We start from the raw sequence: 23,732 nt of genomic DNA, 5'->3' as shown, positions 1-23,732 counted from the left end.
CTTCTGAGGTCACGGGTGTGTTCGGGTGTCCGTGACGGGACAGGTTTGACTTACCCCTCAATAGAACCGTCCTCACCACTCACGAGGGCCTAGAAGATGCGCCGCAGCGGAATGGGCCCCCGAGCGCGCTTCCGCCACTCACGCGGATAGCCGAGCGAAACCTCCTCGAACCGCACCCCGTCCGCCTCCGTGGAGCGCGGGATGTGCAGATGTCCGTAGACCGCGACCTCCGCCCGGAAACGCCGGTGCCAGTCCTCGGTCTCGGTCGTCCCGCACCACAGCGCGAACTCCGGGAAGTACAGCGGCGCGGTCGGATGCCGGTGCAGCGGCCAGTGCGACATCAGGATCGTCCCGTGGTCCTCGGGGATCGCCTCAAGCCGCTCCGTGCTGATCTTCACCCGGTCCGCGCACCAGGCCTGCCTGCTGGGGTACGGATCGGGGTGCAGGAAGAACTCGTCCGTGCACAGCACACCCGCCTCGCGCGCCTGGTCGACGGCCGCCAGCAACGGCAGGCCCTCGGCCGCGGGGGTCCGCCAGCTGTAGTCGTACAGCACGAACAGCGGGGCGATCGTCAGCGGTTTCTCCTGGTGCTCCCACACCGGATACGGATCCTCCGGGGTGAGGACGTCGATCTCCTGGCAGCGCTCGACCAGATGCTCGTAGCGCGCCTGGCCCCGCAGCTGGCATTCGTCCTTCTGAGTGGTCCACAGTTCGTGGTTGCCGGGTACCCAGACGACCTTCGCGAAGCGTTCCCGCAAGGTCTTGAGCACCCCGATCACGGATTCGGCGCGTTCGGCGACGTCACCGACCACGAGCAGCCAGTCGTCGGGGGTCCGGGGCACGACCTCGTCGACGAGCGGGGCGTTGCCTTCATGGGTGACGTGGAGATCGCTGGTGGCGAAGAGATGCGGCACTCCACCACCGTAGCTTCACCCGGACCGGGGAACCGCCGAAACCGCATCACGGCGTAACCGGCCCGACGCCGACACGCACAGGACGGTGACCGCCGAGGCGACGTGCAGGCCCGCCTGGACGTTCAGCAGGACACCCGCGCCCAGCACGCTCACCAGCCCGCCCGCCAGGAGCGCGCCCAGCGCGGTGAACCCCGCCATCCCGGCGAACATGGTGCTCAGCACGCGGCCGGACCGCTCGGGGGACGCGGTCGTCTGGACCAGCGAGAGCAGCCCGGATCCGGCCAGCACCCCGGGGGCGCCGACGAGCCCGAAGAGTCCGATGAAGACTCCCAGCGACACGGTCAGCGCGGGCAGGTTCCAGATCACCGCCGACAGCAGGCCGAGCGCGAGGCCGCCCCAGCCGAGCAAGGCGGCGGGCGTGGCCTTCCGGGCGACGGTGGCGACGGCGAACCCCGCGGCCAGTCCGCCGAGCGCCTGAACGCCGCGCAGGAGGCCGACGTCGCCTTCGGTGCCGTCGAGGATGTCGAGTACGAAGACCACGAACAGCACCAGGAACATCCCCTGCGCCAGGGAGGTCAGCACCACGACGACACCCGCGAGACGAAGGCGCCCTTCGCGGCCGATCTCGCGAAGTCCGTCGAGCCAGGCTCTCAGCACCGGCTCGTGCGGCCCTGCCGCCACGGGCGCGGCGACCCGGTGGAAGGGACGCGCCAGCAGGGCCGAACCGACCACCAGCACGCCGAGATAGGCCACCACGACCCAGCCCAGGCCACCGAATCCGAGCAGGAGACCGCCCGCCCAGCCTCCGGCGAGGCGGGCGACGCTGCCGTTGATGCTCATGAGGCCGTTCGCGCCGATCAGCTCGTCGGGCGCGACCAGTTCCGGAACGAGCGCGTTACGCGCGGGCTCGAACAGCGAGGCCAGGCCCGCCTGCGCGGCCATGACCCCGTAGAGCACGTACACCGGGCCGCCGGACGCGACGAACAGCAGCGGCAGCGCCACGAACGCCTGCCCCGCGCACACCACGCACAGCACCAGCCGCCGGTTCCAGCGGTCCGCGACCACGCCGGCGAGCGGGCTGAGCAGTACCGCGGGCAGCAGGCCGAGCACGATGCTCAACGCCGTGGTCGCCGCGGAACCGGTCGTCTGGAAGACGAACACCGGAAGCGCGATCTGCAGCATCCACTCGGCGGTCTCGGAGAAGAAGGCGGCGATCCACAACCGCGCGAAGGCGGGTTCTCTCAACGGTTTCACGCGCTCGGTTTCCCCTCGGCGTCGATACGCGGGAACGCTCGCAGTCCCAGGTGGACCGGCCGGGCCCCCTCAGGTGCGTCTTCGCGGATCGCGCCGACGTAAGGCCGCACGAGCGCGTCGATCTTCCGGACCAGTTCGTCCAGCTCGGCCGCGGTCACCCGCACTGAGTACGTGTTGATCCCGGACGCGTCCCGCCACTCCCCTTCGAGCTGGTCGGCGGCGTCGAAATAGCGCTCGAGAAGTTCTTTCTCCCGCGCCAGGGTGGTGCCCACGACCGCCAGCTGCGCCCCCCGCAGCTCCGGGTCGTCGCCGAGTTCGATGCCGACCTGACAAGCCCGCCAGGGCCGCTCGCGTCCGTCCTCCCGCTCGACCCGCTCCACGAGGCCGTGCTGGGCCAGCTGGCGCAGGTGCCAGCTGCAGTTCGAGGCCGTCGACCCGACCGCCGCCGCGCATTCGCTCGCGGTCCGCGGGCCGACCGCCATCAGGTGGTCCACCAGCGCCGAACGCAGCGGATGCGCCAGCGCCCGCATGAGCTCGACGTCTTCGATCCGCTTGCGCGGCGGCAGCTCGGCCATCGCCTCGATCCAATCTGAAAGAAGTCTTTCGAAAGTTCTCTTTCAGAGTTACAGGTGGCCGCGAGCCTGTCAAGACGCCCCGAATACCCTTGCCGAGACAGTTGCTGTTCACCGCAGTAACTGCCCAAATCAACTACTTCCTGAGGAACGCACATGGCCGACCAGCGAGAACTCGCCACCGCGGCGGCCCTGGAGATCCCCCGCTTCGTCAGCGCGACCGTCCTGTTCCAGACGGCCATGGCGGAACGGCTCGGGATCAGCGCCACCGAACTGCACGGACTCCAGCTGGTCATCAGCGGCGCCGCGACCTCGCCGACCGAGCTGGCGCGCGCCCTCGGCATGACCACCGGGGCGGTCACCCGGATGCTCGACCGGATGGAGACGCAGCGCCTCGTCGAGCGCGTCCCCGATCCCGCCGACCGCCGCCGCCTCGTGGTCCGCCCGCTCCCCGACCGGCTGGACGACGTGGCCGACCTCTACTCCCCCGTGGCCCGGTTCTTCGGCGACCGCCTCGGCAGGCTCGACCGGCGGCAGCTGGCAGCGCTTCTCGGCGTCCTGGCCGACGGGCGCGCCTTCGCCGAACAAGAGGCCGCCAGGCTGCGCTCGGGCAAGCCCGAAAATGGGGCTTGACTAACGCTACACAGGTTGCGTTAGACTGCTCGCATCATGGACAACTGACATCGCGCCTTCCCCGTTCCGAGGCGGCTTCGGTCGAGCACTGCTCCCGCAAGCGACGAGGCCCGGCGGGGCTCCCACATGTCCGAAGAAACGCGGTGCCGTCGTATGTCTCTTTCCCTGATCGCCAAAGACCTCGTCCACTCCTACGGCGCCCGCGTCGTGCTCGACGGCGTGAACCTGACCGCTTCGGCCGGGCAACGGCTCGGCCTGGTCGGCGAGAACGGCGTCGGCAAGTCCACGCTGCTGCGGTTGCTGGCCGGGGTCGAAGAACCCGACGCGGGCGAGGTGCAGCGCGGCGACGACCTCGGGTTCCTCCTGCAGGAACTGCCTTTCCCGCTGACCGCACGGTTCTCCGACGTCATCGACGACGCGCTCGCCGAGATACGGCAAGCGTCGGCGAGGCTCGGCGAACTGACCGAAGCGCTCACCGAACGCCCGGACGACAAGGCGGTGCTCGACGAGTACGGCACCGTCCTCGAATGGGCCCAGGCGCACGATCTCTGGGACGCCGACCGGCGGGCCGAGGTGGTGTGCGCGGGCCTCGGGCTCGCGGGGATCGACCCGGCGCGCGAACTGGGCACCCTGTCGGGTGGGCAGCGGTCGAGGCTCGGCCTCGCCGCGTTGCTGATCCGGCGGCCGGGCACGCTCATCCTGGACGAGCCGACGAACCATCTCGACGACGCCGCGATGGAGTTCCTGGAGCACCATCTCGCTTCGCTGACCGGTGTCCTCGTGCTGTCGTCCCACGATCGCGTGTTCCTCGACGCGGTGTGCACCGACATCGTCGACCTCGACCCGGCGCTCGGCGGCCCGACCAGGTACGGCGGCACGTATTCCGACTACCTCGACCAGAAACGGGCCGAACGGGCGCGCTGGGAACAGCGCTTCGCCGAAGAGCAGGACGAACTCAAGGAACTGCGCGAATCGGTGGCCGTCACCGCGCGCAACGTCGCGCACAACCGGCCGCAGCGCGACAACGCCAAGATGCTCTACGACTTCAAGACCGGGAGGGTCCAGAAGCAGATCTCACGCCGGGTCCGCAACGCGCAACTGCGGTTGGACGAACTGGAACGCGACCAGGTGCGGAAACCACCCGCGCCCCTGCGGTTCCAGGGCGAACTGACCGGTGGACCCGGCGAGGACAAGACGGCGATCTCGGTACGGGACCTCGAGATCCCCGGGCGGCTGCGCTTGGCGACCCTCGACATCACGACGACGTCGAGGCTGCTGATCACCGGCGGGAACGGTGCCGGGAAATCGACGCTGCTGTCCGTCCTCGCCGGCTCGCTGACGCCGGACTCCGGGACCGTCCTTTCCGGACGCGGGGTGCGGATCGGCCTGCTGGCCCAGGATGTCGTGTTCGCCGAGCCGGAGAAGACCGCCCAGCGGACCTACGCCGAAGCCCTCGGCGAGGGCGCTCCGCCGCTGCGTGGCCTCGGCCTGCTGGCTCCGCGTGATCTCGGGACCAGGGTGGGCGCGCTGTCGGTCGGGCAGCGGCGGCGGCTCGCGCTGGCGTTGCTGATCGCCGAACCGCCCGAGGTGCTCCTGCTGGACGAGCCGACGAACCACATCTCGCTCACCTTGGCCGAGGAGTTGTTCGTCGCTCTCGATTCCGCGCCCGGCGCCGTCGTCATCGCCTCTCATGATCGGTGGCTGCGGCGGGACTGGGCGGGTGACCACCTCAGGCTCGAAGCCGGTCGCGTCGCCGTATAGGGCGTTATACACACTGGTCGGGCGGAGGGATTCTCCGCCCGACCAGTGTGTTCAGAGCTCGATGCCGAGCAGCGCGTCGACGGCGTTCCGGATCAGGCCGGGCGCCGCCGGGTCGGTGCCCGAACGGTGCGAAGCCTCCTGCGCCCAGGCGTCCACGGCGGCGAGCGCCTTGGGCGTGTCGAGGTCGTCGGTGAGATGGTCACGCAGACGTGCGACGGTGTCCTCCGCGGCGGGCCCGGTGCCGAGCGAGACGGCGTGACGCCAGCGCGCGAGGCGGTCTTCGGCGTCCGTGCGCAACTGCGCTGTCCACGGCCGGTCCTCGCGGTAGTGGCCGGCGAACAGCGCGAGCCGGATCACGCCCGGGTCGACCTTGTCGGCCCGCAGACGCGAGACGAAGACGAGGTTCCCGCGCGACTTCGACATCTTCTCGCCGTCGAGGCCGATCATCCCGGCGTGCACGTAGTGGCGCGCGAACGGCCGGTCCCCCGCGACGGCCTCCGCGTGCGCGGCGCTGTACTCGTGATGCGGGAAGATCAGGTCCGAGCCGCCGCCCTGGACGTCGAAGCCGAGGCCGAGGCGGTTGACCGCGATCGCGCTGCACTCGATGTGCCAGCCGGGCCGTCCCGCGCCCAGTTCGGACTCCCACGACGGCTCGCCCGGCCGCGCCATCCGCCACAGCAGCGCGTCGAGCGGGTGCTGTTTGCCCGGCCTGTCCGGGTCGCCGCCGCGTTCGGCGAAGAACTTGGCCATGGTCTCGGCGTCGTAGTTCGACTCGGAACCGAAATGCCCGGTCGCGTTGTGGTCGAAGTAGATGTCCGGGTACTCCGCGTCGTCCGCGCGGTACGCGCTGCCGTTCGCCAGCAGCTTGGCGATGACCTCGACGATCTCCGGGATGCTCTCCACGGCCCCGACGAACTGCCTCGGCGGCAGCACCCGCAGCGCTGTCATGTCCTCGCGGAACAACGCCGTCTCGCGCATACCGAGGACGATCCAGTCGTCCTTGTCCCGCTCCGCCCGCTCCAGCAGGGGCTCGTCGATGTCCGTCACGTTCTGCACGTAGTGGACATCGTGCCCGGCGTCGCGCCACAGGCGGTTCACCAGGTCGAATGTCAGATACGTGGCGGCGTGCCCCAGATGTGTGGCGTCGTACGGCGTGATGCCGCAGACGTACATCCGGGCGGTGGACCCGGGCGCCGTGGGGCGGATCTGCCCCGTCGCGGTGTCGTGGAGCCGCAGCGGACGGGGGGTGCCGGGGATACGGGGCACGTCGACCGATGACCAAGTCTGCATACTCCGACTGTAAGCGGAGCCGCCACGCCGTTCCCGTCCGGTGGGAGAGGAACACGGCCGGAGTAACCGAACTCGCTATTTCCCGGCCCGGCGGGCGTTGGCGTGGACGGCGTCGCGGATGTACTCGCCAAGGCCCGGCCGCTGGTCCGGCTCACGCACCAGGAAGCCGAGCTGGACCGGTTCGGTCGCGTACATCGTGGCGATCTCGCGGTGCATCTCGTGACCGCAGTCGCCCATGAACGCGGCCAGCATCCCGCGATGCTCCTCGGCGAGGTCCATCGCCGCGACGCTGTCCGCCGGCGTGCCGGAGCCGAAGACTTCGAGCAGCCGCCGGACCCAGTCCTGCCGGACCTTCTCCGCCTCGATCCACTCCTCCTTGGACAGCGGGACGGCCGCCGACCGCCATTGCGGGGTCTCGCCCCACCGGCGGACGGCTTCCTCCGCGTAGCCTTCCGGTTCGCGGAACTCGCCGAAGACCTCGAACCGCTCTTCAGGCGTCAAAGCATCGCCGACCCGCTTCGCCGCGATCACCCGGTCGACGGATTCGACCATCCGCGTCAGTTCGCCGATCCGCTCCACGAGCAGCGCGCGCTGACGCCGCAGGTGCTCCTGCGCGTCCACTTCCGGATCGTCGACGACCTTCGCGATAGTCTCCAGCCCGAATCCGAGCTCGCGGTAGAACAGGACCCGCTGGAGGCGGTCGAGGTCTTCGTCGCTGTAGCTGCGGTAGCCGGCGGCGGTCCGCCCGCTCGGTGACAACAGGCCGATCTCGTCGTAGTGGTGCAGCGTGCGCACGGTGATCCCCGAAAGCGCCGCGACCTTCCCCACCGGATACCCCATCGGCTCAGCGTAGGTGGACTCCATCCCGGACCGCGCGTAGAAACGGAAGTATGGGGACTGCTGGAACCACCGAGTCGGCCGCACTGCCACCCGGGCCCCCGCTGCCCGGCCTCGTCCAGACGCTCGTCGTCGGCAATCTCCGGCATCGCGTGCTCCCGCTGCTCCAGCGCCGCTACGGATCCGTCGTCCGGATGAGGTTCGCGCCGCACCGCGACGTCGTCATGCTCGCCGATCTCGAGGACATCAGAACCGTGTTCTCCGGCCCGGTCACGACGTTCCACGCGGGCGAAGGCAACATCACCCTGAAACCGTTGATGGGCGACCACTCCATCCTGGTCACCGACGAGGACCGTCATCTGCGCGCGCGGAAACTGCTGATGCCCGCGTTCAACGGCGCGGCGCTGCGCGGCTATCGCGACATGATCACCGAGCTGACCCGGGCCGAACTGGACCGCTGGCCGCAGAACCGTGCCTTCGGCTCGCACGACCGCATGCGCGCGCTGACGCTGGAGATCATCCTGCGGGTGGTATTCGGTGTCGCCGAAGGGCCGCGGCTCGACGAACTCAGGCGGCTGATCGGGCATCTGGTGGAGCTCAGCCTGGTCCAGGTGATCGGCTGGCAGAACCCGCGCTTGCAGCACCGCCGGCCCTGGCGCACCTACGCGGAACGTCAGGCCAGGGTCGACGAACTGCTTTACGCCGAGATCTCCGAGCGGCGCCGGGCCACCGACCTCGGCCAGCGCACCGACGTCCTGTCCCGGCTCCTCACGGTGCCCGCCGACGGGGACGAGCTGACCGATGTCGAACTCCGCGATCAGCTGATCACCCTGCTGCTCGCCGGGCACGAGACCACCGCGACAGCGCTCGCCTGGGCGTTGCACGAGCTTTCCCGCGATCCCGAGCAGGCCGCGTTCACCACGCGCGCGGCGGACGACGGCGACGAGAAGGCACTCGAAGCGGTGATCAAGGAAGCGATGCGGCTGCGGCCGGTGATCGGCGAGGTCGTGCGGCGGCTGACCGAGGACGTCGAGATCGGCGGCTACCGGATCCCGGCCGGATTCGACGTCATGCCGTCGATCATCGTCGTCCACGCCGACGGCGGCCATCACCCCGACTCTCGCCGGTTCCGTCCGCGGCGGTTCCTGGAAGGCTCCCCGCCGGCAGGCAGCTGGCTGCCGTTCGGCGGCGGCGCCCGCCGATGCCTCGGCGCCGGGTTCTCCCTGATGGAGGCCACGATCGTGCTGCGGGAGCTGTTCGGCCGGTTCACCGTCACCCCGGAACACGCGCGTCCGGAACGGATCCGGTCGCGGCCGATCACCCTGGAACCGGCGCGGGGCGCCAGGATCAAGGTGACCGGCCGCTGAGCTAGCGCTTCCTGGTCCGCAGGTAGTCACCGACGACGGCGGCGCCGAGTCCGTCGAGGTCGGGAGCGACGACCCGGCCGCCAGAACGTCGCGCGATGAGGTCGACGAACTCCGTCAAGCGCGGGTCATCCCCGAGCCGGAACACCGTGACCGAGGCGCCCAGTTTCGCCATCCGGTCCACTTCGGACAGTGTCTTGAGAAGTGTCCTCGGCTGGGGCGGGTAGTCGAATTCCGCCGAGCCGTCGGGTTCCAGATGCGCCGTCGGCTCGCCGTCGGTGATCATCAGGACCACCGGCTGCGCGTCGGGGTGCCGTCGCAGATGCCGTCCGGCCAGCAGCAGGGCGTGGTGCGCGTTGGTGCCCTGCTCCCAAGCACCTTCCAGGCCGACCAGCTCGGCCAGCTCGACCGAGGTGGCGTAGCGGCCGAACGTGATCAGCTGGAGCGCGTCGTTGCGGAACCGGGTGCTGATCAGCTGGTGCAGCGCGAGCGCCGTCCGCTTCATCGGGAGCCAGCGGCCCTCCTGCACCATCGACCACGAGGTGTCCACGAGCAACGCCACCGCCGCGCGCGACCGATGTTCGGTCTCGATCACCTCGACGTCGGAGACGTCCATCCGGACGGACCGCTCCCCTACCGAGACCGAACGCAGGACGGAGTTGCGGACCGTTCTGGAGACGTCCCACGGCTGCATGTCCCCGAACCGCCACGGCCTGGTCGCGCCGGTCGGCTCACCCGCGGCACCGGCGGACTCGGTGTCCCGCTGGCCCGCCTTGCCGCGCAACGCGTTCACGACGTCGGCGAGCGCCGTCTCCCCCAGCCGTCGCAAAGCCTTGGGAGACAAGCGGAGGGTGCCGTCGGGTGCCCGTTCGAACAGACCTTGCCGCCGGAGCTCGCGTTCCAGTTCGGACAAGCGCCGCGCGTCGACTCCGGCGTCCGGTCCGAGCTGCCGTTCCAGCGCGTCGACGTCGATGTCCTCGAGCCTCGCACCCGGGTACGACTGGCCGAGCTGTTCGGCGAGCGCGTCCAGTTCGGCGAGATCGGACATCGCCCTGGCGCCTTCGCCGAGCCCGAGCGGATCGTTGCCCCGGAACCGTTCCGACGACGTCCAGTCCTCACCGGGCCGCAATCCGCGCAGCTGGGCGTCCAAAGTGGACAATTGCTGCGCGAGCCGGGGATCGCCGAACGCCTGCTGCGACAGTTCGGCCAGTTCGGCACGCTGCTCCGGGGTCATCGAGTTGAGCATCCGCTGCGCGGCCGCGGCACGCGCGGCGAGGACGTCGATCAGCTCCTCGACGCTCTTCGGGTTCTCCGGGAAGAACTCACCGTGCTCGCGCATGAACTCGGCGAACCGCTCCGGGACATCCTCACGGCCCTGCGCGTGCGCGGCGAGGAGATCGTTGAGGTCGGCGAGCATCTTGTTCGCCCGCTCCACGTCCTCCGGTCCTGCGTTCCGGAGTGCTTCCTTCATCCCCTCGAAGCGGGAATCCAGCAGCTCACGGCCCAGCAGGTCGCGGATCTTCTCGAAGTTCTCCCGGCCCTGCCGCGAACGCCAGTCGTACTGGCCGAGCTCGCGGACGGCCGCCGCCGTTCCCGACGGGAGCGCGTCCAGCTGCGCCTCGCGGAAGCGGGCGTCGTCGTCCGGGTCGGGGAACAGCTCGCGCCGCTCGGCCTCCAGCGCCTCGTCCAGCAGCCGCTGGACCTCCTCGAGCGTGCCGTCCAGCCGGTGCCGCCGCTGGATCTCCGACCGGCGCTGCCAAAGCCGCCTGGTCAGCTCGTCCAGCCCGGCGGTGCGCGGGGTGCCGCGCCGCAACAGTTCTTCCAGCGCGGACCGGGGCGAGGCGCCCGCCATGACGTCCCGGCCGATCTCGTCGAGCGCGTCCCGCAGGTCGGCGGGCGGCGCCAGCGGATCCGGGCCGTCGTGCCACGGCCCGTACGAATACCCCTCCGGGACGGTGCTCATCGGCCGTAGACGGTCGTCGTGTCGTCGGAGTCCTTGGCGAGTTTCCTCGACAGGAACAGGGACTCCAGCGCCAGTTCGACCGCGGCCGCGATCCGGCCCGCCGGTTCGTCCGGGCCGACGCCCGCTCGCGCGGCGACGTCGTGGAGTACCGGCAGTTCGGGCAGGGCGGCGAGGACGTCCTTGCCAGGCACGCGTTCCCCGGTGGCCACCAGGTGCCCGTTCTCGACCGCGTCGGCCAGCGGCACGAGGTCCAGCCCCGCGAACCGCGAGCGGGCCGTCTCCGCGACCGCCCGGCGCAGCAGGTGCACGAGATGCTCGGTCTCGCGGCCCTCCTCGCCCGGCTCGAACTCGAGCTTGCCGCGCAGCACGGCGGGCACCGCGTCGAGGTCGACCGGACGCGCCACGGCGGGCTCTTCCCCGGTGAGCGCGGACCGGCGCAAGGCCGCCGCGCCCACGGTTTCCGCCGCCGCGACGGCGAACCGGGCCGAGACGCCGGACCGCTGGTCGATCACCGGTGATTCCCGCAGGTTCCGCACGAACCGGGCGAGCACCTCCAGCAGCGGCTCGCCGACCTCGGCGACCAGATGCGCCTCCTGCCGGACGACCGCGATCTCCGCGTCGACGTCGAGCGGGTAGTGCGTCCGGATCTCCGCGCCGAACCGGTCCTTGAGCGGGGTGATGATGCGGCCGCGGTTGGTGTAGTCCTCCGGGTTCGCCGTCGACACCAGGAGCACGTCCAGCGGCAGGCGCAGGGTGTACCCGCGCACCTGGATGTCGCGTTCCTCCATCACGTTCAGCAGCGCGACCTGGATGCGCTCGGCGAGGTCGGGCAGCTCGTTGATCGCCACGATGCCGCGGTGGGCGCGCGGGACGAGTCCGAAGTGGATGGTCTCGGGATCGCCGAGGCTGCGGCCTTCGGCGACCTTCACCGGGTCGACGTCGCCGATCAGGTCGCCGACCGAGGTGTCGGGGGTGGCCAGTTTTTCGGTGTAGCGCTGGTCGCGGTGACGCCAGGCCACCGGCAGGGTGTCGCCGAGTTCGGCCGCGCGGCGGCGCGACTCCGGGGTGATCGGGTCGAGCGGGTGCTCGGCCAGTTCGGCTCCCTCGATGACGGGCGTCCACTCGTCGAGGAGGCCGGCGAGTGTGCGCAGGAGCCTGGTCTTGCCCTGGCCGCGTTCACCGAGGAGGACGACGTCGTGCCCGGCCAGCAGGGCGCGTTCCAGCTGGGGCAGGACGGTGCGCGAGAAACCGACGATCCCGGGCCACGGGTCTTCCCCGGTGCGGAGCTTGACGAGGAGGTTGTCGTGCAGTTCTTGTTTGATCGAACGCGGCAGGTGGCCTGCCGCGCGAAGGTCCCCGGCTGTCCGGGGCAGGTTTGCGGGAACATCGTTCACCCGTTCGACGCTACGTCGCGATCATGGCCCCTGTCGACGTGAAGCAACTCCAGGTCTGGATCAACCGAACGGTGGATAAGAGCCTCAAGAGGTCGGTTGATGTGCGACCGGCGGTGATCTGCGATCGTCGTTTCCACGCTGACGAGGAGGTGGTGGATGAGTGTCGAGCCGCAGGCACTGCGGGGTCCGGCGGTGACCGTGCTGCCGTTCGGCCTCCTGGCGATCCTGACCGCTTTCACCTTCGTGGCCGACGGCCCCCTGGTGGAGGAGCTCGTCCTCTGCGGAGTCGCGGCTGTCTGGATGTCGGGCATGCTGGCGGCACCTCGGTCGTGGCGCGCGAGCCTGCCGGTGACGGCCGTCTTCCTCGGTGTGCTGACAGCGATCACGCTGGTCCTCGTGATCGAAGCGCCCTGGTTCGGATGCTTCACGCCCGCGCTGTACGTCTACGCCTTCCGGCTCCTGCCGTGGCCCTGGCTGCTGCCCGGCGTCGCCGCGGTGGCGGTGGTGGCCGGGACAGCGCAGTCCTTCGGCGTGGAGAAGACCACGTTCACCGGCGTGCTGATCTACCTCGCCGTACTCGCCGCCAACATCGGGCCGATGTGCACCTTCGCCTGGTTCGCCTGGCGCGGCGACGAACGGAACCGGCAACGGGAGGAGGCGTTGCGTGAGCTGGCCGAAGCCAACCTGAGACTGGAGGCGAGCCTGGCCGAGAACGCCACCCTGCACGACCAGTTGCTCGTCCGTGCGCGCGAAACCGCCGTACACGACGAGCGCGAGCGGATGGCCAGGGAAATCCACGACACGCTGGCGCAGGGTCTCACCGGGATCATCACGCAGTTGCAGGCGGCCGAGCACGATCCGGGATCCTGGCGACGGCGCACCACGGCGGCGACGGCGCTGGCGAGGGAGAGCCTGACCGAGGCCCGGCGTTCCGTGCACGCGCTGCGGCCCGAGCCCCTGCGGACGTCACGGCTGGGCGAGGCGCTGGGCGGCGTCGCGGACCGGTGGTCGACGCTGCACGGCATCGCGGTGCGGGTCACCACCACCGGGACCGCGGTACCGCTCTCCCCCGAGACCGAGGTCGCGTTGCTGCGGACGGCGCAGGAAGCCCTGGCGAACGTCGCCAGCCATGCCCACGCGACCCGGGCGGGCGTGACGCTGTCATATCTGGAAGGCGAGGTGGCCGTGGACGTACGGGATGACGGCAGGGGGTTCGATCCGCTGAGTCCGCGGGGCGACACCACCGGGGGCGGCTTCGGCCTGACCTCGATGCGGCAGCGGGTGGAAAGTCTCTCGGGGACGCTGCGGATCGAGTCGGAACCGGGTGGCGGCACCGGGATCTCGGCGTGCGTCCCCTTGGGAGCGCTCCATGGCTGAGTCACCGATCCGGCTGCTCATCGCCGACGATCACCCCGTCGTCCGCGATGGCCTGAGCAGCATGTTCGCCCGAGATCCGGGCTTCGAGGTCGTCGGCGAAGCCACCGATGGCGCCGAAGCGGTCCGGCTCGCCGAGGCCTTGCGTCCGGACGTCGTCCTGATGGATCTGCGGATGCCGGGGACGGACGGCGTCACCGCCATCGGTGAGCTGGCCGCGAAGGGCAATCCGGCGCGAGTGCTCGTGCTGACCACCTACGACGCGGACACGCACGTGCTGCCCGCCATCGAAGCCGGCGCGACGGGCTACCTGCTCAAGGACGCACCGCGCGACGATCTGCTCCGTGCTGTCCGCGCGGCCGCCCGAGGCGAGGCCGTGCTGGCGCCGTCGGTCGCGGCCACGCTGATGGACCGGATGCGCACGCCCGCGCCGGGGCCGCTCAGCGAGCGAGAACTGGAGGTCCTGCGGCTGGTCGCGGCCGGGAACACCAACCGGGAGGCCGCCGCGGGGTTGTTCATCACCGAAGCGACGGTGAAGTCCCATCTGCTGAACATCTACGGGAAGCTGGGCGTCGGTGACAGGGCCGCGGCGGTGGCAGAGGCGTTTCACCTGAGACTGCTGAAACCCAAGGGTTAACGCGCCCATTTCCCGGTTTCGTGGAAAGCACGACTAAAATCAGTCCGGTGTGCCGTCCTAGTGCGACCCTCGCGGTCTGGTCTTCGGCGTGGCTGAACGGAGCCGCCGCCTCCGACGACGTCCTTGACGCCCTTCAGGTCTGGGGCGAAGCCCACGACTTCGTCGCCGCGGATGCCGCGGCCGCCGAGGCGTTCGATCTGCCGCTCGCGTTCAACCGCGCCGCGACCCCGGTCCAGTTGCTCCTCGCTTTGCGTTCGCAGGGTGCGAAGAGCATGCAGTTGCTGCTCCCGGTGCCCGGTGACGTGCGCGGGCTGGGTGGTGGCGGGCAGTTCACCGAGGCCGCGTTGCGGACCGGCGATGCCGCCGTGTTGCCGGATCTCGGCTACGGCGTGGTCCCGGAGGCGATCGCCGAGGGCCTGATGCGGTGGACCGTGTACTCGGTGCCCACGCCGGGTGTCCTCGAGTACCGCCCGCTGGGCGAAGCCGAGCACGGCCTGACCGACGCGATCCGCGCGAGCGCGGGCGCGCTGCAGTCACTCGACGTCGCCCGCGACCGGCCGGGCGTCCGGGCGGAGCTCTCGGCACGGCTGCGGTCGGCCACCGACGCGCCCTGGCCCGCCGGGATGCCGAGCCGTTCGCTGCGGGTGCTTCAGCGCGCGGAGGAGATCGCGGCGATCCTCGCGATCGCCGAATCCGACGATCCTGGCGGCGCGCTGTCAGCTTCGGCGGCGGTTCGGCGGGCCGAAGCGTTGCGCCCGTTGAGCGAGGCCGTCCGGGGTGCCCGGTACGCGGCGATCAACGAAGCGGTGCGGGTGTTCGCGGACCAGGCGGACAGGCACCCGTAGTCGCTACGGGGCTCCTTGCCGGATCGCGTCGATCAGCATGTGCACGAGTTGCTCCACGCTGACCTGCCACGTGTCTTTCGCCAGATGACCGCTGAGTTCCATTCCCGCGATGCCGTGTGCGCTCGACATCAGCAGCGCACCGTACCGAGGCGCGTCGGATTCGCCGACCATATCCGCGACAAGGGCCAGGAACACGCCCTCGAGGCGGCCTGCGGCCTCCACGGCGGCAGGCGTGTCCGCCGGAACACTGAACATCAGCGCGTACCGGTGCGGCCGTCGGCGAGCGACGTCGATCAACGCCAGAATGGCCCGCTCCAGCCGTATGTCCGAAGTGGACCCGAGGTTCGCGCGAAGGTGCTCGACGTCGTCCGCCAGTGAATTCCAAGCGTTGATGGCGAGCTGGGCCAGCAGGTGTTCTTTGTTCTCGAAGTGCCCGTAGGGCGCGCCTCGTGAGACTCCGGCCCGGGCTCCGACCGCACGCAGCGTCACGGCGTCGGGACCGCCCTGGTCGAGCAGCTCGGAAGCGGCGCGGACCAGTGCTTGCCGCGTGGCCTCGGCGGTCTCGGTGCGTGTCACACCGGCCACTCTAGTTGACAGTGTCATCCGAACTGGGCAGGCTGTTCCATATGACAGTGTCATATGAGTTACCCGACCTGACGGGCCGCACCATCGTCGTCACCGGGACGACCTCCGGCCTGGGACTGGCCCTCTCCTGCGCGTTGGCGGCGGCCGGTGCCCGGATCCTGATGACCGTTCGCGACGCCGAGCGCGGAGCGGCGGCCGTCGACCAGGTGCGAGCCGGGATCGACGGCGCCGGATCGGCCGAACCCGTTCTGCTCGACCTGGCCGACCTCTCCTCGGTACGGGCCGCCGCCACGGAGATCCGGGAACGCGCCGGGGACCGGATCGACGTGCTGATCAACAACGCCGCGGTATCGCTGGGGCCGCACAGCCGGACCAAGGACGGGTTCGAGCTGCAGATCGGCACCAATCACCTCGGTCCGGCCGCGCTGACCTGGCTGCTGATGCCCGCGCTGCGGGCCGCCGGAGACCGCGGGCGACCCGCCCGGGTCGTGACGACGTCCAGCCTCGGCCACCGCACCGGCGGACTCGACCTCGCCGACCTGCATTGGGAGCGCCGGCGTTACTCGCCGACCCGCGCCTACGGAGCCTCCAAGCTCGCGAACCTCCTGTTCGCCGCGGAGCTCGATCGGCGACTGCGCGCCGCCGGCGACCCGGTGTCATCGATCGCCGCTCACCCGGGACTGACGACGTCACAGCTGCTGACCAACGCCCTGGCCCGCGGGAGCACGTGGAGGTCCCGTCTTCTCGTGCTGCCGGATCGGTACCTCTCGCAGCCGGTCACCGCCGGTATCGCACCCCAGCTCGTCGCCGCCACGGGGCCGGTCGATGGCGGCGACTACCTGGGCCCGAACGGACCGTTCGAGATCCGCGGCCCGGCCGGTCCGGCACGCCGCTCGGCGGCCGCCAAGGACCAGAGGCTCGCGAGCGAACTGTGGCAGATCACGAGCGCCGCCACCGGCGTCACTCCAGACCCCTGACCGCTACAGGCTTTCGTGACTCGTGTGCCTGTCCAGAACTTTCCCGGCATACCGGACCGACCACAGCGAAAGCCCGCCGATGACGGCCATGAGCAGGACCACGCTGACCCCGTTCATCACGTCGGCCGACAGGGTGCAGACCAGCGGGACCCGCACCACGGCCTCCAGGAGCAGGGCCACTCCCCACACCGCGGACATCCGGGTGAACGCGCGGCGGAAAGCGGGCACCTCGTCTCCGAGCCTGTCGATCTCGGCGCGCTTGGCCTCGCTGGAACCGGCGCGGACGGCGACGAGCACCATCGGCGTGCGACCGAAACAGCTCATCAGCAGCACGATCCCCGCGGTCGCGGTACCGAAGGATTCCTTCAGCAGCAAGAACCTCGCGTCACCTGTGAACAGCGAAAGCACGAGCCCGACACCGAGGATTCCGGCCAGCAACGCCGCGAAGCCGTCGAACGACCTGTCCCGGACGGCGACCCAGGCGATCCGGAACGCGGCCATCGCGGCCCCAGCCAGCAACGAGACCTGCTCGCTCTGCCCGGCGATCCGGAGCCCGTAGTAGGCGGCCAAGGGCAGCGCGACGTCCCAGAGCAGGAGTGCGAGCGTCGGGTTCCGGCCACCGCGCGCGGTCACGTTGGCGTCTTCCCGATGGCGTCACAGTCCGCCAAGAAGGCCAGCACCCGCGTGTTGACCTCCCCCGCCGCTTCTCCCGCGATGGCGTGGGTCGCCGACGGCCACAGTTCGACCTGTCCCTCGGGCAGGAGGTCGCGGGCGCGCGCGGCCGCACGCTCCGGGTGGTGGATGACGCTGCGCCCGGCCACCAGGGCCAGTACGGGCATCCTCAGCGAACGCAGCTGATCGTCGGTGATCAACCTGGGTGACGGCAGGGCGATGCGGTAGGTCCGCATCCCCTCGTCGATCACCCGCGCGACCGGATCCGTGGCATCGACTTCCGCACCGCCGGAAATCCAGCGGAGGAACGACGGGCGAGCCCAGCGGTTGACGAAGGGGATCGCGGAGAGCGTCGCACGGACGACCAATCCCGCGGTCAAACCGCCGAACGTCAGCACGGGATCGATCAGCGTGACCGACTTCAGCCGTTCCGGCGCCCGAGCGGCGAGGTTGGCCGCGAGCCAGCCGCCGAACGAGTACCCGATCAGGTGCACGGTCGCCAGGTCGAGTTCCGCGAGCACCGTATCGAGCCAGGCGGCTTGATCCGCACCGTCGCGGATGGGGACCGTCTGCTCGCTGCGGCCGGGCTCGCCGATGAGGTCCACCGCGTAGACCTCGCCGCGCCGGAGCAGCGCCGCCAGATTGGGTTGCCACATCACCGCGGTACCCGCGCGCCCGGGCAGCAGCACGACCGGCGTGCCACCCGGCCGTCCGAACCGGTACACACGCGCCACCCCGAACGCCGTCGGGACGTCGTGGATCGCGACCGGCGCCGGCAAGGCCGCCAGACCTCGTTCGTAGACGACCTCGTACTCGGCTCGCGCCTCCGGCGAGGAGAAACCGCCCACCTTCATTCGCACCCCTCCTTTTACGGTACGATCGGATTGTAAAGCAGTTGGTGACAAGTTTGCAATCCGATCGGACTGTCAAGGGAGGCATAGGTGCCCAAACGAGTCGATCACGAGGAACGGCGGTGGCAGATCGCCGCGGCCGTCCGCCGGATCGCGGCCGACCGGGGACTCGAAGGGGTCAGCCTGAACGAAGTCGCGGCCGAAGCGGGTATCTCGAAAGGGTTCGTCCAGCACTACTTCGCGTCGAGGGACGACATGCTGCGCTACGCGGCGACCACCTTGCGGGGCGGAGTCGAGGAGCGCATCGCCTCGGCAGGCGAACCCGGCGTCCGGGATCTGCTCGTCGCCCTGCTCCCCCTCGACGACGCCGCCCGGGACGACGCGCTGGTGGCCAACGCCTTCCTGGTACGCGCGCTCAAGGATCCGGCGATCGCCGGCCACTTCCGAACCGGGCACGGCCAGCTCCGCGACGCGGTGGCGGCCATGCTCGCGGCCGCACGGGACGACGGCACCCTCGTGTCCACTGTGGACCCGCCCGCCGAAGCCGCCTCCCTCCTGGCCCTGGTGTCCGGCCTGGGAGACGCGGTGCTGCTCGGCTATCAGTCCGGCGAAGAAGCCATCGCCCTGATCGACCTGCACCTGTCCCGGATCGCCACCACGCAAGGGAAAACCCGATGACTCGCCGCGCCGTCCCAGCCCTCGCCGCCGCATCGATCGCCCTGCTCAGCGCATGCGGGCCGACCTACGACGAGGCCAGCACGGAACTCGTACCGAGTCCGGCCCCCACCTCGGCGGCCGACCGCGGGGAGTCCCCGCGAGATCTCGCGGGCAAAGTCCAGTTCGAAATCAAGGAGCGGGCGGAGGGCATGATCGGCGGACCGAATCCCGGCCTCGCCCTCCAGTGCGGCGAGTTCTCCGGCAGCTCCCTGAGTTGCACTGCGCGCTTCAAGGACCAGACCGTCCAGATCGACGCCCGGATCTACGACTACTACCCCGGCAAGGCCATGGACACCTACAAGCAGGACATCACCGCGAAGGCCCGTTTGCTCGTCCGGGAAGAGGTGCACCGGGAGTTCCACGAATCGATCATGGCCTTCCAGAACGGCGACCCGCTCGACGCCGACGACGTGCTCCGCTGCGACAAGATCCCGGAGGTCACGACGGTGCGGCTGGGCGTCGACGACGAACTGGTCGACACCGGGATCCAGTGCTACCACTACGGCGGGACGCTGACCAAGACGAAGAAGCTGAAGGTCTCGTCGCGGAGCATCGGTTTCCACGACTGATCGCCTCGCGGCGCGAACTCCCGCGCGACGCCAGAACCAGGACACCGCCTATGTGGATTTCGGTGCGTTGGATGACCAGAAATCCACAGCTTCGCGTGATCGGTCCGGTCGCGACGGCCGACAGCCGGCGAGGAGGCCCCTTCGGCCCTTGCAGGCGCGGGGCCGTGAGTACCGATGCCCCCAATGCCACATTGGAGACGCTGAGCGTCTCCAATGTGGCATTGGGGGCATCGGTCGCGGAGCGATCGCGCGAGGATCGGGGCGGTTCCGGTGTTCTGAAGGAGTAGCGGCGGGCTACGGGCGCGCGGGGCGCTTCGCAGGCTCGCAGCATCCGACAGCACAGGGCATCCCGTTGACCGTGCACCCGGCGGCCGGGAACGGCGACAGCTTCCGCGCCGGCACACCCTCCGTGTGCTCACGAACCAGCTCGACGACCAACTCCGCGAACCGCGGGTCCGTGTCCGGGGTCGCGGCGCGCGCGAAGCCCATGCCGTGTTCGGCGGCCCGCTCGGCGGCCTCGTTGTCGAGGTCCCAGATCACTTCGAGGTGATCGGACACGAAGCCCACGGGGCAGACCACCACCGAGGTGACGCCGTCCGCGTGCAGCGCGTCGATGTGGTCGACGATGTCCGGCTCCAGCCACGGCACCTGAGGCGGGCCGGAGCGCGACTGCCACACGACGTCGTAGGTCTCGATGCCCGCTTCGGCCGCGACGAGGCGGGCGGCTTCGGCGATCTGGCGCGAGTAGCGGTGACCGCCTTCCGAGGGCGGACCGGACGCGGCGTCGGCCGAGTCCGGCACCGAGTGGGCACAGAAGACCGTACGGGTGCCGGGCGGGTTCCCCAGCTTCGCGTGGGCGGCGCGAACGGCGTCGGCGAAGGCGGCGATGAACAGCGGGTGGTCGAAGAACTGCCGCAGCTTCACCAGTTCCGGCGCGCCGTCGCCGACCGACGCGCGGGCGCGCTCGATGTCCTCGTCGTACTGACGGCAGGCGGAATAGCCGCCGTACGCGCTCGTGGGGAAGACCAGCACGCGCTGAGCACCCGCCTTGGTGATCTCGGCGAGGGTCTCCTCGACCATCGGCCGCCAGTTGCGGTTGCCGAAGTGGACGGGCAGGTCGATCCCGGCCGCCGCGAGCTGTTTCTCCACCGCGGAGATCGCGTCCCGGTTCAGGCGGTTGATCGGCGAGACCCCGCCGAAATGCTGGTAGTGCTCGGAGACCTCGAGCAGCCGTTCCCTCGGGACCCCCCGGCCCCGCGTGACGTTCTCCAGGAACGGCATCACCTCGTCGGGCCCCTCGGGACCCCCGAACGAAAGCCAAAGCAGCGCGTCGTAACCCACCCCGTCATCTTGCCGTTGTGGCGCCCCGCACGCTGACCCGGCCCGTTTTGAACCGACCGATCCAAAACCTGGTACGGTCGCTTCCATGGCCAGGCCGAAGGAATTCGATGAGCGCGCGGCGATCGGGCGCGCCATGGACGCGTTCTGGGCTCGCGGCTACGAGGGCACGTCGACACAGGCTCTCTGCGAAGCCACCGGCCTGGGCCGCAGCAGCATCTACAACACCTTCACCAGCAAGCACGAACTGTTCATGCGCGCGCTCGATCACTACGCCGAGCGCGGAATCGTGCTCAGAACCGCCTTACTGGAGGAGTCCGGGACCGGCGCCGAGCGGTTCCGGGCCCTGTTCTCCTACACGATCGAGGAGGAAGTCGCGCACCGCGGCCGGGGCTGCCTCGTGGTCAACACCGTGGCCGAGTTCGGCGATCGCGATCCCGAGATCAAGGCGCGGATCGACGCCGACACCAAACGACACCTCGCCCTTCTCGCGGCCTGCGCCAGGGAGGGTCAGGCCGACGGGAGCGTCGACGGCGCCCGCGAGCCCGGAGACCTGGCCGAATTCGCCCACAGCACCGTCGCCGGACTCCGGCTGATGTCCCGGCGCGGCGCCGACCGGACGGCGATGGAAGCGGTCGCGAGCATCGCCCTGGACGCGATCGCCGCGAAGTAACCGAAACAAGCCTCGTGCGCAACGCTGCCCACATTTTAGACCGATCGATACAAAACTGGAGGGATCACCCGTGCCTTTGGCAGTCTGCGTACTCGGACTGAGCGTGTTCGCGCTCGGCACGTCCGAGTTCATGATCACCGGCCTGCTGCCGGGGATGGCGGCCGATCTGAACGTCGGCATCCCGGAGGCCGGGCTGCTCATCTCCGCTTTCGCGATCGGCATGGTCGTCGGCGCTCCCCTGCTCGCGATCGCGACGCTGAGGGTGCCCAGGCGCGCCACATTGATGGCCCTGCTCGTCGTGTTCGGACTCTCGCACGTCGTGGGGGCACTGGGCACGGGGTACGCGCTCCTCTTCGCGACCCGTGTCGTCAGCGCCGTCGCCTGCGCCGGGTTCTGGGCAGTCGCCGCCGCCACCGCGGTCGCGCTGGTTCCGGTGGAACGCCGCGGCCGCGCACTGGCCTTCCTGGTCGGCGGGCTCACCATCGCGAACATCGCCGGCGTGCCCGCCGGGACCTTCCTCGGCCAGCACGCGGGCTGGCGGGCGGCCTTCTGGGCGGTCACGGCACTGACCGTCGTCGCGCTGATCGGCGTCTTCGCCCTCGTCCCGGAAACCCAGAACGGCGAGGAGAAAACCGACGTCGCGACCGAGCTCCGTCTCTACCGTGGTGGCCGGTTCTGGCTGGCACTCGGCGTGATCGCCTTCGCCCAGGCGATGATCTTCGCGACCTTCAGCTACCTCGCTCCCCTGTTGACCGAAGTCGCCGGACTGCCGGAAAGCTGGGTGCCGGGAGTGCTCTCCCTGTTCGGGCTCGGCGCGTTGATCGGCATCACCGTCGGCGGGCGGCTCGCCGACGCGAGGCCCTTCGCGACGCTCTACGGTGGCCTCGCCCTCGCCCTGCTCGCCCTGGTGCTGCTCGCGCTGTCCGGCCCGGAAACCCCGGTCGCGATCTTCGCCGTGTTCCTGTTCGGCGTCGCGGGCTTCGGGGTCAACCCCGCCTTGAACGTCCGCGCCTTCGCCGTCGCGGGCAACGCGCCCACGCTCGTCGGCGCCAGCACGACAGCCGCGTTCAACGTCGGCAACACCGTCGGGCCGTGGCTCGGCGGCGAGTCCATCGACGCCGGTCTCGGCTATCCCAGCGTCGCGTGGGTGAGCGTCGGACTCGGGGTCGCCACGGTCCTCACACTCACCTTCGCCGCCGGTGTCCAGCGGACCGACGACACCCGCCTGCTCCGTGAAACCGTTACCCAGTAAGGAGAAAAACATGACCGACCGAACACGATCCACTTTGGACGAGTTCTTCCGCCGGATGTCCACAGGGGACACTGACAGCGTCATCGAACTCTTCGCCGACAACGTCGAGTGGGACATCCCCGGCGCGACCGAGCTCGTCCCGTGGATCGGCCCGCGCCGGAACCGGGCGGGAGTCCGCGAGTTCTACGACCTGCTCGACAAGGGCATCATCAAGGACCGGTTCGACATCGAACGCGTGCTGGTGGACGGACCACACGCGGTCGCGATCGGGCGCCTGCGCTCGATCATCCGCACCACCGGCAAGGTGATCGACTCGCCCTTCACCATCCAGTTCGAAGTGGACAATGACGGCCGGATCGCCAAGTACCTGCTGCTCGAGGACTCCTGGCACGTCGCCAACGCCATCCTCCCCTGAGGTACATAAGGCCCCTTCCTTGCGCCTAGCGCAAGGAAGGGGGCCTTCATGTACCTACGAAATCAGAAGCCGGTCGCGTGCAGACCGCCGTCGACCATGATCATCGAGCCGGTGGTCGCGGGCAGCCAGTCCGACAGCACGGCGCAGACGGACTTCGCCGTCGGGTCCGGGTCGGAGCTGTCCCAGCCGAGCGGAGCGCGGTCGCCCCAGCCGTTCTCCAGATCGGCGAACCCGGGGATCGACTTCGCGGCCATGGTCTTCATCGGGCCGGCGCTGACCAGGTTGACCCGGATGCCCTGCGGGCCCAGGTCACGGGCCAGATACCGGTTGACCGACTCCAGCGCCGCCTTCGCCACGCCCATCCAGTTGTAGGCGGGCCAAGCGACGCGCGCGTCGAAGTCCATGCCGACGATCGACGAGCCGCGCGAGAGCAGCGGCAGGGTCGCGACCGCGAGGGACTTGAAGGAGTACGCCGAAACGTCGACGGCCACCTTCACGTCCTCACTGGGGGCGTCCAGGAACGGCGCGCCGAGGCAGGACTGCGGGGCGAATCCGATCGAGTGCAGCACACCGTCGAGGCCGTCGACGTGCTCACGGACCCGGTCGGCGAGCGAGTCGAGGTGCTCCTGGTTGGTGACGTCCAGCTCCAGCACCGGCGCCGCCTCGGGGAGACGCTTGGCGATGCGCTCGACGAGCGACAGCCTGCCGAAGCCGGTGAGCACGACCTTCGCGCCCTCCTGCTGCGCGATCTTGGCCGCGTGGAACGCGAGCGAGGCGTCGGTGATGACGCCGGTGATCAGCAGGCGCTTGCCTTCGAGCAGTCCTGGCACGGGACCTCCAGTCCG

The 23,732-nt window shown here is 70.0% G+C and carries 24 protein-coding genes; 12 read left to right on the top strand and 12 right to left on the bottom strand.

What is annotated here, in order from left to right; translation table 11 throughout:
• Positions 1 to 89 precede the first annotated feature (89 nt).
• From HDA45_RS40510 to HDA45_RS40500, 3 genes are read right to left on the bottom strand one after another with little or no spacing between them, the layout of a single operon-like run.
• On the bottom strand, positions 90 to 914 hold the full coding sequence (locus tag HDA45_RS40510; protein WP_184904629.1) for a metallophosphoesterase: 825 nt from the start codon (positions 912 to 914) through the stop codon (positions 90 to 92).
• Between the two features lie 15 nt (positions 915 to 929).
• Positions 930 to 2,168 carry an MFS transporter gene (locus HDA45_RS40505; protein ID WP_184904627.1) on the bottom strand — a complete coding sequence of 413 codons (1,239 nt, stop codon included), beginning with the start codon at positions 2,166 to 2,168 and terminating at the stop codon, positions 930 to 932.
• Positions 2,165 to 2,743 (bottom strand): ArsR/SmtB family transcription factor, encoded by a 579-nt coding sequence (locus HDA45_RS40500; RefSeq protein ID WP_184904625.1) that lies wholly within the window; start codon positions 2,741 to 2,743, stop codon positions 2,165 to 2,167. Before HDA45_RS40500 ends, HDA45_RS40505 begins: the two co-directional genes overlap by 4 nt.
• Before the next feature lie 153 nt (positions 2,744 to 2,896).
• Between HDA45_RS40500 and HDA45_RS40495 the strand changes: the two genes are divergently transcribed.
• Both HDA45_RS40495 and HDA45_RS40490 read left to right on the top strand, forming a co-directional pair.
• A complete protein-coding gene (locus HDA45_RS40495) occupies positions 2,897 to 3,373 on the top strand; it encodes a MarR family winged helix-turn-helix transcriptional regulator (RefSeq protein ID WP_184904622.1) in 477 nt (158 codons plus the stop codon).
• Positions 3,374 to 3,526: 153 nt separating this feature from the next.
• Positions 3,527 to 5,134, top strand: a complete 1,608-nt coding sequence (locus tag HDA45_RS40490; protein WP_184904620.1) for an ABC-F family ATP-binding cassette domain-containing protein — start codon at positions 3,527 to 3,529, stop codon at positions 5,132 to 5,134.
• 51 nt (positions 5,135 to 5,185) lie between these two features.
• Here HDA45_RS40490 and mshC read toward each other — a convergent pair whose 3' ends face one another.
• Entirely contained in the window at positions 5,186 to 6,424 is a 1,239-nt protein-coding gene (mshC, locus tag HDA45_RS40485; protein ID WP_184904618.1) for a cysteine--1-D-myo-inosityl 2-amino-2-deoxy-alpha-D-glucopyranoside ligase, read from the bottom strand.
• 75 nt (positions 6,425 to 6,499) lie between these two features.
• Positions 6,500 to 7,264, bottom strand: coding sequence for a MerR family transcriptional regulator (locus HDA45_RS40480; RefSeq protein ID WP_184904616.1), 765 nt, complete (start codon positions 7,262 to 7,264; stop codon positions 6,500 to 6,502).
• 50 nt (positions 7,265 to 7,314) lie between these two features.
• Between HDA45_RS40480 and HDA45_RS40475 the strand changes: the two genes are divergently transcribed.
• Positions 7,315 to 8,628, top strand: coding sequence for a cytochrome P450 (locus tag HDA45_RS40475; RefSeq protein ID WP_184904614.1), 1,314 nt, complete (start codon positions 7,315 to 7,317; stop codon positions 8,626 to 8,628).
• A gap of 1 nt (position 8,629) precedes the next feature.
• Here the strand turns inward: HDA45_RS40475 and HDA45_RS40470 are convergent, their stop codons facing one another.
• Entirely contained in the window at positions 8,630 to 10,588 is a 1,959-nt protein-coding gene (locus HDA45_RS40470) for a vWA domain-containing protein (RefSeq protein WP_184904612.1), read from the bottom strand.
• A complete protein-coding gene (locus HDA45_RS40465; protein ID WP_184904610.1) occupies positions 10,585 to 11,982 on the bottom strand; it encodes a sigma 54-interacting transcriptional regulator in 1,398 nt (465 codons plus the stop codon). Before HDA45_RS40465 ends, HDA45_RS40470 begins: the two co-directional genes overlap by 4 nt.
• Positions 11,983 to 12,138: 156 nt before the next feature.
• On the opposite strand from HDA45_RS40465, the gene HDA45_RS40460 reads away from it, so the two are divergent.
• From HDA45_RS40460 to HDA45_RS40450, 3 genes are read left to right on the top strand one after another with little or no spacing between them, the layout of a single operon-like run.
• Positions 12,139 to 13,359 (top strand): sensor histidine kinase, encoded by a 1,221-nt coding sequence (locus HDA45_RS40460; protein ID WP_184904608.1) that lies wholly within the window; start codon positions 12,139 to 12,141, stop codon positions 13,357 to 13,359.
• Positions 13,352 to 13,993, top strand: a complete 642-nt coding sequence (locus tag HDA45_RS40455) for a response regulator (protein ID WP_184904606.1) — start codon at positions 13,352 to 13,354, stop codon at positions 13,991 to 13,993. The genes HDA45_RS40460 and HDA45_RS40455 overlap by 8 nt, the downstream gene beginning before the upstream one ends.
• 47 nt (positions 13,994 to 14,040) lie before the next feature.
• Complete coding sequence (locus HDA45_RS40450) at positions 14,041 to 14,838, top strand: hypothetical protein (protein ID WP_184904604.1); 798 nt, start codon at positions 14,041 to 14,043, stop codon at positions 14,836 to 14,838.
• 3 nt (positions 14,839 to 14,841) lie between these two features.
• On the opposite strand, the gene HDA45_RS40445 is transcribed toward HDA45_RS40450, so the two are convergent.
• On the bottom strand, positions 14,842 to 15,414 hold the full coding sequence (locus tag HDA45_RS40445; protein WP_184904602.1) for a WHG domain-containing protein: 573 nt from the start codon (positions 15,412 to 15,414) through the stop codon (positions 14,842 to 14,844).
• 50 nt (positions 15,415 to 15,464) lie between these two features.
• On the opposite strand from HDA45_RS40445, the gene HDA45_RS40440 reads away from it, so the two are divergent.
• Positions 15,465 to 16,400 carry an SDR family NAD(P)-dependent oxidoreductase gene (locus HDA45_RS40440; protein WP_184904599.1) on the top strand — a complete coding sequence of 312 codons (936 nt, stop codon included), beginning with the start codon at positions 15,465 to 15,467 and terminating at the stop codon, positions 16,398 to 16,400.
• 3 nt (positions 16,401 to 16,403) lie between these two features.
• Here the strand turns inward: HDA45_RS40440 and HDA45_RS40435 are convergent, their stop codons facing one another.
• Positions 16,404 to 17,033: a VC0807 family protein gene (locus HDA45_RS40435; RefSeq protein WP_184904597.1), complete on the bottom strand. Its 630-nt coding sequence runs from the start codon at positions 17,031 to 17,033 to the stop codon at positions 16,404 to 16,406.
• On the bottom strand, positions 17,030 to 17,926 hold the full coding sequence (locus HDA45_RS40430) for an alpha/beta fold hydrolase (RefSeq protein WP_184904595.1): 897 nt from the start codon (positions 17,924 to 17,926) through the stop codon (positions 17,030 to 17,032). The genes HDA45_RS40435 and HDA45_RS40430 overlap by 4 nt, the downstream gene beginning before the upstream one ends.
• A gap of 87 nt (positions 17,927 to 18,013) precedes the next feature.
• Between HDA45_RS40430 and HDA45_RS40425 the strand changes: the two genes are divergently transcribed.
• Together HDA45_RS40425 and HDA45_RS40420 are read left to right on the top strand one after the other, a co-directional pair.
• The gene (locus tag HDA45_RS40425; RefSeq protein ID WP_184904593.1) at positions 18,014 to 18,601 is read left to right on the top strand and encodes a TetR family transcriptional regulator C-terminal domain-containing protein; all 588 of its coding nucleotides are present in this window, start codon (positions 18,014 to 18,016) and stop codon (positions 18,599 to 18,601) included.
• A complete protein-coding gene (locus HDA45_RS40420; RefSeq protein ID WP_184904591.1) occupies positions 18,598 to 19,209 on the top strand; it encodes a hypothetical protein in 612 nt (203 codons plus the stop codon). The genes HDA45_RS40425 and HDA45_RS40420 overlap by 4 nt, the downstream gene beginning before the upstream one ends.
• 294 nt (positions 19,210 to 19,503) lie before the next feature.
• On the opposite strand, the gene HDA45_RS40415 is transcribed toward HDA45_RS40420, so the two are convergent.
• A complete protein-coding gene (locus HDA45_RS40415; RefSeq protein ID WP_184904589.1) occupies positions 19,504 to 20,550 on the bottom strand; it encodes a ferrochelatase in 1,047 nt (348 codons plus the stop codon).
• An 85-nt stretch (positions 20,551 to 20,635) separates the two neighbouring features.
• Between HDA45_RS40415 and HDA45_RS40410 the strand changes: the two genes are divergently transcribed.
• From HDA45_RS40410 to HDA45_RS40400, 3 genes are all read left to right on the top strand, one after another.
• The gene (locus HDA45_RS40410; RefSeq protein WP_184904587.1) at positions 20,636 to 21,220 is read left to right on the top strand and encodes a TetR/AcrR family transcriptional regulator; all 585 of its coding nucleotides are present in this window, start codon (positions 20,636 to 20,638) and stop codon (positions 21,218 to 21,220) included.
• A gap of 70 nt (positions 21,221 to 21,290) precedes the next feature.
• Positions 21,291 to 22,472, top strand: a complete 1,182-nt coding sequence (locus HDA45_RS40405) for a Cmx/CmrA family chloramphenicol efflux MFS transporter (protein WP_184904585.1) — start codon at positions 21,291 to 21,293, stop codon at positions 22,470 to 22,472.
• Between the two features lie 10 nt (positions 22,473 to 22,482).
• Positions 22,483 to 22,887: a nuclear transport factor 2 family protein gene (locus HDA45_RS40400; RefSeq protein WP_184904583.1), complete on the top strand. Its 405-nt coding sequence runs from the start codon at positions 22,483 to 22,485 to the stop codon at positions 22,885 to 22,887.
• Positions 22,888 to 22,949: 62 nt separating this feature from the next.
• On the opposite strand, the gene fabI is transcribed toward HDA45_RS40400, so the two are convergent.
• The gene (gene fabI, locus HDA45_RS40395; protein ID WP_184904581.1) at positions 22,950 to 23,717 is read right to left on the bottom strand and encodes an enoyl-ACP reductase FabI; all 768 of its coding nucleotides are present in this window, start codon (positions 23,715 to 23,717) and stop codon (positions 22,950 to 22,952) included.
• Positions 23,718 to 23,732 lie beyond the last annotated feature (15 nt).

The sequence above is a fragment of the Amycolatopsis umgeniensis genome (assembly GCF_014205155.1).
In the GTDB taxonomy this organism is placed as follows: domain Bacteria; phylum Actinomycetota; class Actinomycetes; order Mycobacteriales; family Pseudonocardiaceae; genus Amycolatopsis; species Amycolatopsis umgeniensis.
This window is presented reverse-complemented; position numbering and strand designations above follow the sequence as displayed.

What these genes read in the sequence shown, in the direction of transcription:
- HDA45_RS40500 (WP_184904625.1), bottom strand. Translation starts at nt 2,743, where the DNA reads ATGGCCGAGCTGCCGCCGCGCAAGCGGATCGAAGACGTCGAGCTCATG.
- HDA45_RS40495 (WP_184904622.1), top strand. Translation starts at nt 2,897, where the DNA reads ATGGCCGACCAGCGAGAACTCGCCACCGCGGCGGCCCTGGAGATCCCC.
- HDA45_RS40490 (WP_184904620.1), top strand. Translation starts at nt 3,527, where the DNA reads ATGTCTCTTTCCCTGATCGCCAAAGACCTCGTCCACTCCTACGGCGCC.
- mshC (WP_184904618.1), bottom strand. Translation starts at nt 6,424, where the DNA reads ATGCAGACTTGGTCATCGGTCGACGTGCCCCGTATCCCCGGCACCCCC.
- HDA45_RS40480 (WP_184904616.1), bottom strand. Translation starts at nt 7,264, where the DNA reads ATGGGGTATCCGGTGGGGAAGGTCGCGGCGCTTTCGGGGATCACCGTG.
- HDA45_RS40475 (WP_184904614.1), top strand. Translation starts at nt 7,315, where the DNA reads ATGGGGACTGCTGGAACCACCGAGTCGGCCGCACTGCCACCCGGGCCC.
- HDA45_RS40470 (WP_184904612.1), bottom strand. Translation starts at nt 10,588, where the DNA reads ATGAGCACCGTCCCGGAGGGGTATTCGTACGGGCCGTGGCACGACGGC.
- HDA45_RS40460 (WP_184904608.1), top strand. Translation starts at nt 12,139, where the DNA reads ATGAGTGTCGAGCCGCAGGCACTGCGGGGTCCGGCGGTGACCGTGCTG.
- HDA45_RS40455 (WP_184904606.1), top strand. Translation starts at nt 13,352, where the DNA reads ATGGCTGAGTCACCGATCCGGCTGCTCATCGCCGACGATCACCCCGTC.
- HDA45_RS40440 (WP_184904599.1), top strand. Translation starts at nt 15,465, where the DNA reads ATGACAGTGTCATATGAGTTACCCGACCTGACGGGCCGCACCATCGTC.
- HDA45_RS40430 (WP_184904595.1), bottom strand. Translation starts at nt 17,926, where the DNA reads ATGAAGGTGGGCGGTTTCTCCTCGCCGGAGGCGCGAGCCGAGTACGAG.
- HDA45_RS40420 (WP_184904591.1), top strand. Translation starts at nt 18,598, where the DNA reads ATGACTCGCCGCGCCGTCCCAGCCCTCGCCGCCGCATCGATCGCCCTG.
- HDA45_RS40410 (WP_184904587.1), top strand. Translation starts at nt 20,636, where the DNA reads ATGGCCAGGCCGAAGGAATTCGATGAGCGCGCGGCGATCGGGCGCGCC.
- HDA45_RS40400 (WP_184904583.1), top strand. Translation starts at nt 22,483, where the DNA reads ATGACCGACCGAACACGATCCACTTTGGACGAGTTCTTCCGCCGGATG.